Origin of the sequence: Rathayibacter sp. AY2B5 (assembly GCF_002931645.1) — a bacterium.
Lineage (GTDB): Bacteria > Actinomycetota > Actinomycetes > Actinomycetales > Microbacteriaceae > Rathayibacter.
This window is the reverse complement of record NZ_PSUE01000001.1, coordinates 197,758-211,692: the sequence shown is the minus strand read 5'-3', so window position 1 is coordinate 211,692 and position 13,935 is coordinate 197,758. Positions and strand designations below refer to the sequence as shown.

Genomic DNA, 13,935 nt, shown 5'->3' with positions numbered 1-13,935 from the left:
CCGCGGAAGACGCCGGCACAGGGCTCCGATCCTACCGGTCCGGGGCGGCGGCGCCGCGCGGGCTCAGGCGCACGTGCCCGGTTCCTGCTCCGCGGGGTCGCTGAGGAACGTCGGAGAGAGCGCGAAGCTCGCGTTCAGCGACTCGTCGGCGACCTCGACTCCGGTCAGCGTCAGTCCGCGCGGCACCGAGTCCGCGATGCACACGGAGGACGGAGCGAGCAGGTCGCCGGAGACGGCGCCGAAGCGGTCGCGGAAGTCGGTCGCCGAGAAGGTCGCACCGGCGGCGGAGACCTCGGCCGGGGTCAGCCGGATGGCGCCGTCCACGGCGGCGAGCTCCATCCCCACGCCCGCGCCGAGCCGGAGACCCAGCACCTCGACGGAGGCGGTCACGCGCACGAGCGGAGCGTCCAGGGTCACCTCGTCGACACGAACGGTGCTGCGCTCGCTGACGAGCCGCGAGACCGAGGCCGCGTCGATCGCGACCGTCGTGCTGCCCGACTCGACAGCTCCGACGCCGCTCACCGGCACCCCGATCAGGGTCGCGGCGACGTCGCCGTCGAGCTCGCCGAACGTCACGTCCGGGCTGCGCAGGTCGAGCCGGTCCAGCCGCCCCGAGACGAGCTGCGGGAGCACGGCCCAGCCGGCGACGTCGACGTCCACCGCCCGGTCCGCGGGCAGTGCGAGCGCCTCGCGGAGGCTCGCGGCGGCGCGGTCCGCGACGGCGCGGCGGGCGAGCGAGTCGCCCACCACCGCCGCGACCACGAGCAGCACCAGCACCACGACGACCACCACGGCCGCGCGTCCCCCGCGCCGGCGCCGCGGCGCCGCCCCCGACGCGCTCACATCCGGTCCGGGGCCGTGACGCCCAGCAGGGAGAGCCCGTTGCGGAGCACCTGCCCGGTCGCCTCGTTCAGGCGCAGCCGGGTCGAGTGCACGGACTCGACCGGGTCCTCGCCCTGCGGCACGACCCGGCAGTTGTCGTACCAGCGGTGGTAGAGGCCGGCGACCTCCTCGAGGTACCTCGCGACGCGGTGCGGCTCGCGCAGCTCCGCGGCGTGCGCCACGATGCGCGGGAACTCCTGCAGGCCGCCGAGCAGCGCCGACTCGGTCGGATGCACCAGCGTCTCGGGCGCGAACGGCTCGACGGGGACGCCCGACGCCGCGGCCTTCGCCGCGACCTGGCGGGTGCGCGCGTGGGCGTACTGCACGTAGTAGACGGGGTTGTCGTTGCTCCGCTTGGTCAGCAGGTCGAGGTCGATGTCGAGGGTCGAGTCGGCCGAGGAGCGCACCAGCGAGTAGCGCGCGGCGTCCACGCCGACGGCCTCCGTGAGGTCCTCCATCGTGACGACGGTCCCCGCCCGCTTGGACATCCGGACCGCCTCGCCGTCGCGGAGCAGGTTGACCAGCTGGCCGATCAGGATCTCGAGGTTCACGCCCGGGGTGTCGCCGAACGCCGCGCACATCGCCATCATCCGGCCGATGTAGCCGTGGTGGTCGGCGCCGAGCATGATGATCGCCCGATCGAAGCCGCGCTCGCGCTTGTCGAGGTAGTAGGCGAGGTCGCCCGCGATGTAGGCCGCCTCCCCGTCGCTCTTGATGATGACGCGGTCGCGGTCGTCGCCGAACGAGGTGGTCCGCAGCCAGGTGGCGCCGTCCGCCTCGAAGATGTGCCCGAGCTCGCGGAGGCGCTCGATCGCGCGGTCGACGGCACGCGACTCGTGCAGGGAGTTCTCGTGGAAGTACACGTCGAAGTCGACGCCGAACTCGTGCAGGCTCTGCTTGATCTCGCCGAACATCAGCTCGACGCCGATCGAGCGGAAGGTCTCGGCGAGCTCTTCCTCGGGCAGGACGGCGAGGTCGCCCGGGTAGGCGGCCGCGACGCGCTCGGCGATGTCGCCGATGTAGGCGCCGCCGTAGCCGTCCTCCGGGGTCGGCTCGCCGCGGTGGGCGGCGAGGAGGCTCCGCGTGAAGCGGTCGATCTGCGCGCCGTGGTCGTTGAAGTAGTACTCCCGGGTCACCTCGGCGCCCTGCGAGAGGAGCATCCGGGCCAGGCTGTCGCCGACCGCCGCCCAGCGCGTCCCGCCGATGTGGATGGGGCCGGTGGGGTTGGCGGAGACGAACTCGAGGTTCATCCGGACGCCGGCGTAGGCGGACCCGGTGCCGTAGGCCTCGCCCGCCTCGACGATCGCGCCGGCAAGGGCGCCCGCGGCCGCGGCCTCGAGCCGGACGTTGAGGAAGCCGGGACCGGCGACCTCGACCGTGGCGACGCCCTCGACCGCGCCCAGCCCCTCGGCCAGCTCGGCGGCGAGCTCGCGCGGGTTCGCGCCGACCCGCTTCGCGAGCTTCATCGCGATGTTCGAGGCCCACTCGCCGTGGTCGCGGTTCTTCGGGCGCTCCAGCACGACGTCCGAGAGCTCGACGCCCGCATCGCTCCCCCGTCGCTGCACGGCGTCGAGGACGAGGGCGTGCAGGGAGGCGGCGAGCTGTTCGGGAGTCACGGGGAGCGATTCTACCGGCCGCCGCGCCCGCGCCCCCCGTCCCTCCTGCACCGCGGGGCCGCTCGGCAGGGCGGCGTTGCTAGGGTGCGACGCATGCGCCGTCCCGCCGCCCTCCTCCTCGTCGCCCTCGCCGCGGCGGCCCTCTCCGGCTGCTCCCCCGCGGCCGACCCGGAGCCGAGCGCGAGCGGCGCCGTCAGCGGCACGCCGATCCCCCTCGCCTGCGAGCAGCTGGTCCCGGCCTCGGCGCTCGCGGGCCTGTGGGGCGGATTCTCCCCGGACGACGGCATCGGGACCACTGCCGTCTCCGAGGAGATCGCCCAGTACGACGGCCTGGTCTGCGGATGGTCCGACGATTCGGGCGCCGAGCTGCAGCTGGCCGTGGCCCACCTCGACCCCGCGGTGATCGAGGCGCTCAAGAACGAGTTCTTCACCACCAGCAAGGCCGTCCCCACTTACGGCAAGCCGCCGGAGATCGAGGGCTACTACCAGGTGGCCGAGGGGCGGGGCGTCGCGGACGCCTTCGTCGGCGAGTACTGGATCGAGGCGTCCAGCGCCTCCTTCGTCGAGCCGGGCGACCCCGAGCCGCTCGTGCGGTCGGCGATCGGCGTCCTCGCCGACTGAGCCCCGGCGTCAGCCCAGGCGCACCGGCGAGACGTGGTCGTCGACGAGCGCCGCGTCGCAGTCGGCCTCCACGCTCATCCCGGTCAGGCGCAGGTCCGTCAGGTAGCTGCTGAGGAACGCGGTGTCGGCCGTGTCCCGGCCGGACGAGATGCGCAGCATCGACCCGCGCGGAGCCAGCCGGGTCGCGTCCACGACGTGCCAGGCGCCGCCGGCCCAGGCCTCCGTGACCGCGTGGAAGTCGCGTGGCTCGAGGCCCGGCGCGTAGACCGCCGTCACCCGGGCGGGGATGTCGAGAGCGCGGAGCAGCCCGGCGACCGTGTGCGCGAAGTCCCGGCACACGCCCTGGCCGCTCTCGATGACCTGCGCCGCTCCCCCGGTGCCGACCGTCGAGCCGTAGACGTACGACAGGTGGCCATGCACCCATTCCTCGACGGCCGTCAGCGCCTCGAAGCCCCGGGCCCGCCCGAACTCGCGCCGGGCGATCCCTCCGAGCACGTCCGCCTCGGCGTACCGGCTCGGCCGCAGGTACTCGACGAGCTCGAGCTCGCTCGGCTCGTCCGGAGCGCCGTGCCCGGCGACCCGCGCCCGGTACTCGACCCGCAGGTCGCCCTCGTTCCCCGCGACGCGGTGCACGCGGGCGCCGTGCCGCGCCGGGAACTCCCGCACCGGCACGTCCTGCCCGTCGAGCCGGACGGTGAAGGAGTCCTCGAACGAGTCGCCCGTGGGCGTCGCCGCCACCAGGAAGATCAGGTCGGTCGGGCCGTTCAGACGCAGATCCAGCGAGGCGGAGACAGTGCGCAGCATGGCTCCATCGTGGCATGCGCGAGGACCGCTCCCGGCGTCGGGGCCCGCCCCGCCCGGGTGCTAATGTGGTCAGGCACTCCTGGCCCCCATAGCTCAGGGGATAGAGCACTGCCCTCCGGAGGCAGGGGCGTAGGTTCGAATCCTACTGGGGGCACACCCGCGGTCCTCCGCTCTCCTTCCTCGCACATGGGCGCTCAGCTCCGGTGCTCGACGCCCCTCGAGGCGCACCCCTCCATCACGGACCGAGCGGCGTCACCCGGTGGGCGACCGAGTCCGACCGTGGCGCTCCTCACCCGGCGCTCCGACACTCCCGAGACAGCACGAAGGCCCGCGATCGTCGATCACGGGCCTTCGGGACGTTCACCACCGGCACTCGGCCGGTCGGGCTCACTCGTAGAGGTGGAAGGTGCCGGCGCAGTCGGCCGAGCAGAAGCCGTCGCGGCGACGGGCCGAGGCCGCTCCGCAGGCTTCGCAGCGGCGGCGTCCGAGCATCCGCGAGATCAGGCTCTGAGGCGCCGACGCGACCACCGAGACCGGGGTGTCGGGGCGCACGGGGGATCCCGTGGTCGAATCGAGCTGGATCCCAGCGGTGTCGAGCGTGGCGCGGAGCATCCGCGTTCCTTCCGATCGGTGAACCATGTGCGAGCACTGTATTGCCAGTCCCTGAGATTCTGCGAAGGGCTTGACGCGGCTCGCGATCGAGAGGAGCCGAAATCGACATCTGTCGGTCAGTCGGGATCGACCCGGGGAACGACGAACAGCCGCGCCCCCTCCTGGCGGAGAGAGGCAGGCTGTTCGGGCGTCGGGGATCGGTGGGCGGACGACGCCGGAGCTCATGGGAGCGGGGCGTCGAGCCCGGAACGACCGGGAAGTGGGCCTAGTACGCGCCGCTGGTGCTCCGGGTGTCGATCGCCACCGTCGGTGCGGGAACCGGCACCGGTCGCAGGGCGGGGAGCGAGGCGCTCCTGCCCGTGCGGAACGGCAGCAGGACGAGCATGACGGGAAGAACGACGATCCACAGGAGGACCGACAGCGCGAGACGCGCCCAGATGGAAAGAATATTGAGCATTTTTGTGCCGCCTTCGGGTGACGGTAGAGGTGAACTTCGCGAACAGGATCATCGGGCCGACGGGGAGAGAAGAGTAGAAATGCGCCACTGATCGCGCCTCTCCCGCCACGCCCCCGAGCGGTCTGTTGCTCCTCATTCGTCGCCCAGCGCCGATCGGATGGGTCGATCCCGCATCCGATCGACACACGGCCCGCCCAGTGCGTCCTCCTGGGAGCCGGGCCGTAGGGTGAGCGCGTGAAGATCCTTGTCGTCGAAGACGATCCAGCCATGGGTGAGGCCCTCGTCGGCGGCCTCGAAGACGCCGGCTACGAGGCCGTGCTGACCACGAACGGCATCGACGCGCTCGTCGCGTTCAGCAACGCCGAGTTCTCGGCCGCCATCGTGGACGTCATGCTGCCGGCGATGTCGGGCTTCGAGATCTGCCGCCGGATCCGCGAGCTCGGCCGGCCCACGCCGATCATGCTGCTGACCGCGCGGGACGCGATCGAGGACCGCGTCTTCGGCCTCGACGCCGGAGCGGACGACTACCTGACCAAGCCGTTCGCGTTCACCGAGCTCAACGCGCGCCTCCGGGCCCTCCTGCGCCGCAGCCCGTCGCTGATGTCCACCTCGATCGACGTCGGACGCATCACCGTGGACGGATCGAGCATCCGGCGCACCGCCGACGGCTCGCGCATCCACGTCAGCCCGAAGGAGCTCGAGCTCCTCAAGCTCCTCATCACTCCCGTCGGCTCCGTCGTGACCCGCCAGCGGATCCTCTCCGAGATCTGGGGCGGCGGCGAGATCGTCGACAACAACATCGTCGACCAGTACGTCAGCTACCTGCGCAAGAAGCTCCCGACCGAGGACACGGGCGTCAGCATCGTTACCGTCCGCGGCAAGGGCTACTTCCTCCGCCCGGTCGAATAGCCCGTGTCGCGGATGAGCACGGCACGCCGCCGGGTCGGCGCGCTCTCGATCCGCGCGAGGATCACCGTGGGAACGGTCGCTGTGGCGACCGCCCTCTTCGCGCTCGCGGCGCTGCTCTTCTACCAGGTGGTCACCGGCATCGTCGACCGCAGCGAGCGGACGATCCTGATGTCGATCGAGGACGAGGTGCGCCGCGACATCTCGGCGGGCAACGTCCCGCGCACGCAGGGCTCGTCGACGGGCCAGCTGTTCCTCGCTCTCGCGCCCGACGGGAGCGTCAGCACCTCGACCATGCCCTCGCGCCTGAGCGGCGAGGTGCTCAGCGCTCTGGCGGAGGAGCCGGCCGACACCTCGCCCCGGTACGCCGACGTGACGACGGCGAACGGCAGCTACCTGGTCCGCTTCACGGCCATCGAGAGCGATCGCGGCGTCTGGCAGGTCGCCTCCGCCCGCGATCAGGCCGCGTCGCAGCTCGTCCTCGACGACTTCGCCCACGTGCTCGTCTACGCCGCGATCTTCCTCGTCGTCACGTTCGGGCTCGCCTCGTGGATCCTGACGGGCGCGGCCCTCGCCCCGGTGCGCCGGATGCGGGCGCGCGCGGATCAGATCGCCGCCGAGCCCGGGCAGGGCGACCAGCTCCCGGTCGTCGGCACGCGCGACGAGATCGACGAGCTCGCGGTGACGCTGAACGCGTTCCTGACCAAGCAGACCGCGTCGCTGGCCCGGGAGAAGCAGATGGTGTCGGATGCGAGCCACGAGCTCCGCACTCCCCTCGCCGCGCTCTCCGCCCAGCTCGAGATCGCCCACCACCGCGTCGACGACCCGGTCGCGGTCGACCGGGTCATCCTCGACGCGCAGAAGAGCGTCGACCGGCTCGTGCGCCTCGCATCCGCCCTCCTCGACATCTCGCGCATCGAGAGCCGCACCGTCCGCCCGACCGCTCCCTTCGCCGAGCTCGTCGACGAGCTGGTGGGCGCCGTCGACCGCACCCGCCTGCTCGCCTCGGAGTCGGGGGTGGAGATCGACTACGAGATCGACGAGCGCGAGCCGGTGCGGCTCTACGCGGTCGCGTCCCAGGACTTCGGCCGGGTGATCGACAACCTCGTGAGGAACGCGATCCAGGCGATGAACGGCGGCGGCATGATCGTCGCCTCCCTCTCGCAGTCGGACGGGCGCCTGATGCTCAGCGTCTCGGACGACGGACCGGGGATGCCCGACGCCTTCATCCCGGTCGCCTTCGACCGCTTCTCCCGCCCGGACGACTCCCGGACCCTCGCCTCCGGCGGCAGCGGTCTGGGGCTGGCCCTGGTGCACACCACCGTGCTCTCGGCCGGCGGGACGGTCGCCCTGGTCAACCGCTCCCCCCGGGGTCTCGCGGTCGACATCGTCCTCCCGCCCGTCGGCTCCGCCTGAGCCGCCCCGCCCCCGGAATGACGAAGGCCCCCGGCGGACCGGGGGCCTTCGTGGAGGATCGTCAGCGCGGGTCGTCCTCGGGGCGGACGGGCTGCGGCTGCGGGTCGCCGACCGCGGCGGGCGGCGGAGCCCAGGCCGTCTGCGGCGCCTCCGCCGGGGAGGTGCCGCCGTCGAGCAGGTTGCGCGCGCGGTTGACCACCTCGGGGTCCACGAGCACGGAGTAGCTTGTCGCGATCACCTGCATGGTCGAGGTGAAGTCGCGACGGCGGCGGTTCACGGCGTAGGAGGCGAGCCCGAAGAGCATCCCGAAGCCGGCGCCGAGGAGGACCGCCGCGATGAGGAAGGAGAACTCCGTCGTCGGCGAGAAGATGATGAGCAGGAGGCCCAGGAAGACACCGAGCCAGGCGCCGGAGGCCGCTCCGGCGAGGGCGACGCGGCCCCAGGTGAGCTTGCCGGTCACCCGCTCGACGCTCTTGAGCTCGTTGCCGATGATGGCGAGCTGGCGCACCGGGAAGTCGGCGCGGGCGAGCACGTCGACGGCGGCCTGCGCCTCCTGGTACGTGTCGAACGTGGCGAGGATCTCCCCGCGCGGGATCGTGGGGAAGGCCGGCCCTCGGCCGCTGAACGGCGTCTGCTGAGTCACCCGGACAGAATCGCACAGGCCACTTGAAGGTCTCTGAACGGATTCGGAGAACCGGCCGAGGGCGAGCCGGGAACGCTCGGCGTCCGCCCGGCTGCACGGGACTAGGTTTGTAGCCGTGAGTTCCGCCAGAGTCTTCGTCGCGCGCTTGGCCGGATGCAGTGTCTTCGACCCGGCCGGCGATCGCGTCGGCAAGGTCCGCGACGTGCTCCTGGTCTACCGGCAGAACGACGCCCCGCGGGTGGTCGGCCTGGTGGTCGAGATCCCCGGGCGCCGTCGGGTCTTCGTGTCGATCGGCCGGGTCACCAGCATCGGCAGCGGCCAGATCATCACCACCGGGCTCATCAACGTGCGCCGCTTCGAGCAGCGGGGCGGCGAGGTCCGCGTCATCGCCGAGCTCCTCGGCCGCCGGGTGAGCTTCGTGGACGGCTCCGGTGACGCGGTCGTCGAGGACGTCGCGATCGAGGAGGCCGCTCCCGGCGAGTGGGAGCTCGCGCAGCTCTTCGTCCGCCGGCCCAAGACCAGCCCCTCCCCCTTCGCCAAGGGCGCGACCGCCTTCGCCGGCTGGCGCGAGGTCCGCGAGAGCGTCTCGACCGAGGCGCAGTCCGCCGAGCAGTACGTCGCCAGCCTCTCCGAGCTCAAGCCCGCCGACCTCGCCAGCACGCTCCTCGACCTGCCGCAGCAGCGGATGCTCGAGGTCGCCGGCGAGCTCTCGGACGACCGCCTCGCGGACGTGCTCGAGGAGATGCCCGAGAGCGAGCAGGTCGAGATCCTCGGCCGGCTCGACGACGACCGCGCCGCCGACGTCCTCGACCAGATGCAGCCGGACGACGCGGCCGACCTGATCGCCCAGCTCTCGGAGGAGCGCGGCGAGGCGCTCCTGGAGCTGATGGAGCCGGAGGAGGCGGACGACGTCCGCATGCTCCTCACCTACGCCCCGGAGTCCGCCGGCGGTCTGATGACCACGGAGCCGATCATCGTCTCCTCCGAGGCGACCGTCGCCGAGGGTCTCGCCCTCATCCGCCGCCACGAGCTCGCCCCGGCCCTCGGCGCCGCCGTCTGCGTCACGCTGCCGCCCTACGAGCCGCCGACCGGCCGCTTCCTCGGCATGGTGCACTTCCAGCGGATGCTCCGCTACCCGCCGCACGAGCGCCTCGGCACCCTGCTCGACCAGAGCATGGACCCGATCACGCCCGAGACCTCGGCGGCCGAGGTCGCCCGGATCCTGGCCAGCTACAACCTCGTCTCGGTGCCCGTCGTCGACGCGTCCCACCGCCTCGTCGGCGTCGTGACCATCGACGACGTCCTCGACTACCTCCTCCCCGACGACTGGCGCAGCCACGGCGACGACGACGAACCGAGGAAGCCGGTGACGACGGCGACGCAGGGCGTCCCGCTCGTGCCGCCGGCACCCGCGGCGACAGGCAGGACACGACGGGGACGGAGGGGCGCGCGTGGCTAGGGACACCAAGCAGGACCGGCGCCTGGACGCTCCCAAGGGCTTGCGCACCCGCGTCCTCTCGCGGCGGAACCGCCCGAGCAGCGACCGCTTCGGCCGCCTGACCGAGTCGTTCGCCCGCGGCATGGGCACGCCGTGGTTCCTGGTCGGCATGACGATCTTCTGCGTCTTCTGGCTGATGTTCAACACCTACGGGCCCGCGGACGCGCGCTTCGACTCGCAGGCCCTCGGCTTCACGGTGCTGACGCTGATCCTCTCGCTGCAGGCCTCCTACGCCGCGCCGCTGCTGCTGCTCGCGCAGAACCGCCAGGACGACCGCGACCGCGTCCAGATCGAGCAGGACCGGCAGCGGGCCGAGCGCAACCTCGCGGACACCGAGTACCTCGCGCGCGAGGTCGTGGCCCTGCGCCTGGCGATACGCGACATGGCGAGCAAGGACTTCATCCGCTCGGAGCTGCGCGGCCTCCTCGAGGAGCTCGAGAAGGATCGGGCGCAGGAGCCCGAGCGGCGCGATGCCTGACGTCGCCGCCATCGAGACCGCCGTCAGGACGGCGCTGGCCCGGGTCGTCGATCCGGAGATCCGGAAGCCCATCACCGAGCTCGACATGCTCGAGTCGGTCGAGGCGGCCGTCGACGGAGCGGTCCGCGTCGCGATCCGGCTGACCATCGTCGGCTGCCCGGCCGCCTCCGCGATCGAGCGCGACGTACGCGAGGCCGCGGCCTCGGCTCCCGGAGTCACGGCGGTCGACGTCGTGGTCGGAGTGATGACGCCGGCGCAGCGCACCGCCCTCACCGAGCGCCTCCAGGGCGGCCGCCGGAGCATGCCCTTCGGCCCGGACTCGCTCACCCGCGTGTACGCGGTCACCAGCGGCAAGGGCGGTGTCGGCAAGTCGACCGTCACCGCCAACCTCGCGGTCGCCCTCGCTCAGCGGGGGCTCGCGGTCGGCCTCGTAGACGCCGACGTGCACGGCTTCTCCATCCCCGGCCTGCTCGGCCTGATGCACGACGGGCGCGTCGCGGGGCCCACCCGCGTCGGCGAACTGATGCTGCCGCCGGTGGCGCACGGCGTGAAGGTCATCTCGATCGGGATGTTCCTCGAGGGCGACACCCGGGGGGCGGCCGTCTCCTGGCGCGGACCCATGCTGCACCGCACGATCTCCCAGTTCCTCACCGACGTGTACTTCGGCGACCTCGACGTGCTCCTGCTCGACCTGCCTCCCGGCACGGGGGATGTGGCGATCTCCATCGGGCAGCTGCTCCCGCATGCGGAGGTCCTCATCGTCACCACCCCGCAGCCGGCGGCCGCCGACGTGGCCGAGCGCAGCGGCGCGCTCGCCCGCCAATCGGGCCAGCGCATCGTCGGAGTGGTCGAGAACATGTCGGGGCTTCCGCAGCCCGACGGCTCGGTGCTGGAGCTCTTCGGCAGCGGAGGCGGGGCCGAGGTCGCGCGTCGGCTCACTGCGACGGGCGACGAGGTGCCGCTACTCGCGTCGCTGCCGATCTCCGTCGCGCTGCGGGCGGGGGGCGACGAGGGCGTGCCCGTCGTCGTCGGCGATCCGGAGGATCCTGCCGCCCGGGCGATCGACGCCCTGGCGGCGACGCTCGCCGCGCGGCCGCGGGGACTGACCGGCCGTCGTCTTCCGCTCGCCGTCGGCTGACGCCTCCGCGCGGCTTCGTGCGGGCGGCGTCGGTCGAGACGCCCGCCCGACGCTCCTCGCGGAGCAGGGCTCAGGTGGCCTCGGAGTCGATCGGCGGCGGCGCGACGCTCGAGAGCGTGCCGGACGAGACGGAGCGCTGCATCGTCGTGTAGTAGCTGTCCTGCGCGGAGCCGGTGCCGCCCGGCACGACCGGAGCGGCGACAGCGGTGGGCGGCTTCACGGTGGGGGCCGGATCGTCCTCGAGCAGGGCGTCGCGGATGATGCGGCGGGGATCGTACTGGCGCGGGTCGAGCTTCTTCCAGTCGACGTCGTTGAACTCGTCGCCCATCTCGTCCTTGACGCGCTCCCGGGCCTGCGTGGCGAATCCGCGCACCTTGCGCACGAGCTGCCCGAGCTGGGCGGCGTAGTGCGGGAGGCGGTCGGGACCCAGCACGAAGACAGCGATGACCCCGATGATGAGGAGCTTGTCGAACGTCAGACCGAACACGAGGACAACACTAACCCGCCGCGCCTCCCTCGCGGAGCCCGCGCGCCACCGTACCCTGACGATGCCCGGGCGCGATCCGCTCGGTGCACCGATCAGAGGAGCGCCCCCGTGTCCGACAAGGATGCCAACTGGAAGTACGCCGAGGACGCGGTCGTCGAGTCGGAGGCCATCGCCTCGGCCCGCCGGCTCTCGGTCGAGCTGGGCATCGACGCCGTCTCCCCCTCGATCGGAGCGCAGGCCGCGCTGGTCGCCGCCGCGGCGCGCGCGACCTCCATCATCGAGATCGGCACCGGCACCGGAGTGAGCGGCCTGTGGCTGCTCGACGGCGCCCCCGAGGCCATGCTCACCTCGATCGACTCCGAGGCGGTGCACCAGCAGCACGCGCGCGCCCAGTTCCACGAGGCGGGCATCTCGCCCAACCGGCTCCGGCTCATCCCGGGCCGCGCCCTCGAGGTGCTGCCCCGCATGAACGAGAACTCCTACGACATCGTCTTCGTCGACGGCGATCCGCTGCAGGTCATCGAGAACGTCGAGCACGCGCTGCGGCTCGTCCGTCCGGGCGGGACGGTCCTCGTCCCCCACGCGCTCTGGCGCGGACGCGTGGCCAATCCCGCGCAGCGCGACGAGATCGCGACGGCGTTCCGCACGCTGGTGGCCGAGGTCTGCGCCTCCCCCGCCGTGGTCAGCGTGCTCTCGCCGATCGGCGACGGCCTGCTGCAGGCCAACAAGCGCCGCGCCTGACGAGCGCGGCCGACCGAGGAAAGACGGAACGCCCGCCGCACGGTGTGCGACGGGCGTTCACGACGGTGCGGATCAGGCGGGAGACACCACCGACGCGAGCGCGTCGTGCAGCTCTTTCGCCTCTGCATCGTTGACCGAGACGACGAGGCGTCCGCCTCCTTCGAGCGGAACGCGCACGACGATGAGTCGGCCCTCCTTAACAGCCTCCATCGGTCCGTCTCCGGTCCTCGGCTTCATGGCCGCCATAGAGTTCCCCTTTCGTGACGTATCCCCCTATTATCGTGCATCCGCGGGGGTGTTCCGAACCGCGCCCGGAAGTCGGGCGTCAGCCGATCACGGCGGGGACCAGTCGCCCGGGGTGAACACCCAGCACAGCAGCACCCAGACGATCTGCCCGACGATCGATGCGGCCACCACGAACACCCTCAGGAGGGTCGACCGCGGCACCGCGAGCGCCCCGGCCAGCGGGAACATCGGCATCAGGATGCGGAACGTGCTCGACTGCGGGTAGAAGAACGCGAAGAGGTAGATCGCGTAGCCGCCGACCCAGAGCCGCGAGAAGACGTCGAGGCTGCGCGTGGCCCGCGAGAACAGGATCGCCAGGAATCCGAGCACCACCACGACGGTGATGCCCATGCCCGTGATCGGCGAGCCGAACCAGAGGCCTCCCCACCAGCCCCCGCCGGCGAACCAGGAGGTGAAGGGGATGAGCTCGCCCTCGCCGATGAAGACGCTGCGCCAGGCGAGCTCGGTGTCGGTGTACGCGGTGAAGGAGCCGGTCACGGCCCAGGCGATGAGCAGCCAGGCGAACCCCACCGCGAGGGACCAGACCGTGAGGGAGACCGTGAAGGCGAACTCCCGGCGGGCGAACGGCTCGGTGCCGCGCACGTGCCGCCAGACGCGGTAGAGGAAGTAGAGGCCCGTCATCGCCGCGATCGCGAGACCGCTCGGGCGCAGGAGCCCCACGACCAGCACGACGGGGAACGTCCAGATCCACTTGCGGCGCACCAGCAGGAGGAGCAGCACGGCCGTCAGGAGGATGCCGCCGGACTCCGCGTAGCCGATCTGCAGGATCGGGGACGTCGGAGCGACGCAGAAGAAGACGATCCCCATCAGCGCCTGGCCCTCGCTGAGCGAGACGCGGAACAGCCGGTAGATCACCAGGCACGCCGCTGCACTGCAGACCAGGGCGACGAGCACCGCCGCGTTCGCCCAGTCGAGCCCGGTGATGTTCATCAGGCCGCGGACGGTGAACGGGTAGACGGGCATGAACGCCCAGGGGTTCTGCTCCACGGCTCCGGACGGCGAGAGCGGCAGGACCGACGGGTACCCCGTCATCCCGATCCGCTCGTACCAGCCGCCGTCCCACGTCGTCGCGAACCGGACGTAGGTGTCGCGGAGTCCCGTCCACTCGACGCCCTGACGCACGGCGCCGACACGGAGCATGATCACGGTCGTGACGACCCGGGACACGGCGAAGACCAGGAGCACCTGGATCCACCACGGGATCCTCCGGAGCAGACCCCAGCGGGAGCGGGACGGAGAGGCGTCCTCCGTCTCCGGCGCGATCGCGGTGGCGCTCACGCGAGCGGCCCGCGGTCCGTCGAGGAGGCGGAGGGGGTCGTCAGCGGGGAGC

At 72.1% G+C, this 13,935-nt stretch carries 16 protein-coding genes and 1 tRNA gene; 8 read left to right on the top strand and 9 right to left on the bottom strand.

Going from position 1 to position 13,935, the window contains the following annotated elements:
* Positions 1 to 63: 63 nt before the first annotated feature.
* Both C5C30_RS00920 and argS read right to left on the bottom strand, forming a co-directional pair.
* Entirely contained in the window at positions 64 to 792 is a 729-nt protein-coding gene (locus C5C30_RS00920) for an LmeA family phospholipid-binding protein (protein WP_181131402.1), read from the bottom strand.
* Between the two features lie 47 nt (positions 793 to 839).
* A complete protein-coding gene (gene argS / locus C5C30_RS00915; protein ID WP_104323894.1) occupies positions 840 to 2,498 on the bottom strand; it encodes an arginine--tRNA ligase in 1,659 nt (552 codons plus the stop codon).
* A 93-nt stretch (positions 2,499 to 2,591) separates the two neighbouring features.
* Between argS and C5C30_RS00910 the strand changes: the two genes are divergently transcribed.
* On the top strand, positions 2,592 to 3,119 hold the full coding sequence (locus C5C30_RS00910) for a hypothetical protein (RefSeq protein WP_104333000.1): 528 nt from the start codon (positions 2,592 to 2,594) through the stop codon (positions 3,117 to 3,119).
* Between the two features lie 9 nt (positions 3,120 to 3,128).
* On the opposite strand, the gene C5C30_RS00905 is transcribed toward C5C30_RS00910, so the two are convergent.
* Positions 3,129 to 3,923 (bottom strand): transglutaminase family protein, encoded by a 795-nt coding sequence (locus C5C30_RS00905; protein ID WP_104323895.1) that lies wholly within the window; start codon positions 3,921 to 3,923, stop codon positions 3,129 to 3,131.
* An 82-nt stretch (positions 3,924 to 4,005) separates the two neighbouring features.
* On the opposite strand from C5C30_RS00905, the gene C5C30_RS00900 reads away from it, so the two are divergent.
* A tRNA-Arg gene (locus C5C30_RS00900) sits at positions 4,006 to 4,077 on the top strand.
* A gap of 233 nt (positions 4,078 to 4,310) precedes the next feature.
* Here C5C30_RS00900 and C5C30_RS00895 read toward each other — a convergent pair.
* Together C5C30_RS00895 and C5C30_RS00890 are read right to left on the bottom strand one after the other, a co-directional pair.
* Positions 4,311 to 4,535: a hypothetical protein gene (locus tag C5C30_RS00895; RefSeq protein WP_104222996.1), complete on the bottom strand. Its 225-nt coding sequence runs from the start codon at positions 4,533 to 4,535 to the stop codon at positions 4,311 to 4,313.
* Positions 4,536 to 4,800: 265 nt separating this feature from the next.
* Positions 4,801 to 4,992, bottom strand: a complete 192-nt coding sequence (locus C5C30_RS00890; RefSeq protein ID WP_104332999.1) for a hypothetical protein — start codon at positions 4,990 to 4,992, stop codon at positions 4,801 to 4,803.
* 234 nt (positions 4,993 to 5,226) lie between these two features.
* Between C5C30_RS00890 and C5C30_RS00885 the strand changes: the two genes are divergently transcribed.
* Both C5C30_RS00885 and C5C30_RS00880 read left to right on the top strand, forming a co-directional pair.
* Entirely contained in the window at positions 5,227 to 5,901 is a 675-nt protein-coding gene (locus C5C30_RS00885; RefSeq protein WP_258059273.1) for a response regulator transcription factor, read from the top strand.
* Positions 5,902 to 5,913: 12 nt separating this feature from the next.
* A complete protein-coding gene (locus C5C30_RS00880; RefSeq protein WP_146078762.1) occupies positions 5,914 to 7,314 on the top strand; it encodes a cell wall metabolism sensor histidine kinase WalK in 1,401 nt (466 codons plus the stop codon).
* Between the two features lie 61 nt (positions 7,315 to 7,375).
* Here the strand turns inward: C5C30_RS00880 and C5C30_RS00875 are convergent, their stop codons facing one another.
* Complete coding sequence (locus tag C5C30_RS00875) at positions 7,376 to 7,957, bottom strand: general stress protein (protein ID WP_258063423.1); 582 nt, start codon at positions 7,955 to 7,957, stop codon at positions 7,376 to 7,378.
* A 115-nt stretch (positions 7,958 to 8,072) separates the two neighbouring features.
* On the opposite strand from C5C30_RS00875, the gene C5C30_RS00870 reads away from it, so the two are divergent.
* From C5C30_RS00870 to C5C30_RS00860, 3 genes are read left to right on the top strand one after another with little or no spacing between them, the layout of a single operon-like run.
* Positions 8,073 to 9,416, top strand: a complete 1,344-nt coding sequence (locus tag C5C30_RS00870) for a magnesium transporter MgtE N-terminal domain-containing protein (protein ID WP_104225554.1) — start codon at positions 8,073 to 8,075, stop codon at positions 9,414 to 9,416.
* Positions 9,409 to 9,933 (top strand): DUF1003 domain-containing protein, encoded by a 525-nt coding sequence (locus C5C30_RS00865; protein WP_104222991.1) that lies wholly within the window; start codon positions 9,409 to 9,411, stop codon positions 9,931 to 9,933. Before C5C30_RS00870 ends, C5C30_RS00865 begins: the two co-directional genes overlap by 8 nt.
* Positions 9,926 to 11,071, top strand: coding sequence for an Mrp/NBP35 family ATP-binding protein (locus C5C30_RS00860; protein ID WP_104232735.1), 1,146 nt, complete (start codon positions 9,926 to 9,928; stop codon positions 11,069 to 11,071). Before C5C30_RS00865 ends, C5C30_RS00860 begins: the two co-directional genes overlap by 8 nt.
* Positions 11,072 to 11,141: 70 nt before the next feature.
* Here C5C30_RS00860 and C5C30_RS00855 read toward each other — a convergent pair whose 3' ends face one another.
* Positions 11,142 to 11,558, bottom strand: coding sequence for a twin-arginine translocase TatA/TatE family subunit (locus tag C5C30_RS00855; RefSeq protein WP_146076468.1), 417 nt, complete (start codon positions 11,556 to 11,558; stop codon positions 11,142 to 11,144).
* Between the two features lie 108 nt (positions 11,559 to 11,666).
* Here C5C30_RS00855 and C5C30_RS00850 point away from each other — a divergent pair, with 108 nt between their 5' ends.
* A complete protein-coding gene (locus tag C5C30_RS00850) occupies positions 11,667 to 12,299 on the top strand; it encodes an O-methyltransferase (protein ID WP_104222989.1) in 633 nt (210 codons plus the stop codon).
* A 72-nt stretch (positions 12,300 to 12,371) separates the two neighbouring features.
* On the opposite strand, the gene C5C30_RS00845 is transcribed toward C5C30_RS00850, so the two are convergent.
* Complete coding sequence (locus tag C5C30_RS00845) at positions 12,372 to 12,545, bottom strand: DUF3117 domain-containing protein (protein ID WP_068208299.1); 174 nt, start codon at positions 12,543 to 12,545, stop codon at positions 12,372 to 12,374.
* 87 nt (positions 12,546 to 12,632) lie between these two features.
* On the bottom strand, positions 12,633 to 13,883 hold the full coding sequence (locus tag C5C30_RS00840; RefSeq protein WP_104222988.1) for a hypothetical protein: 1,251 nt from the start codon (positions 13,881 to 13,883) through the stop codon (positions 12,633 to 12,635).
* Between the last annotated feature and the right edge of the window lie 52 nt (positions 13,884 to 13,935).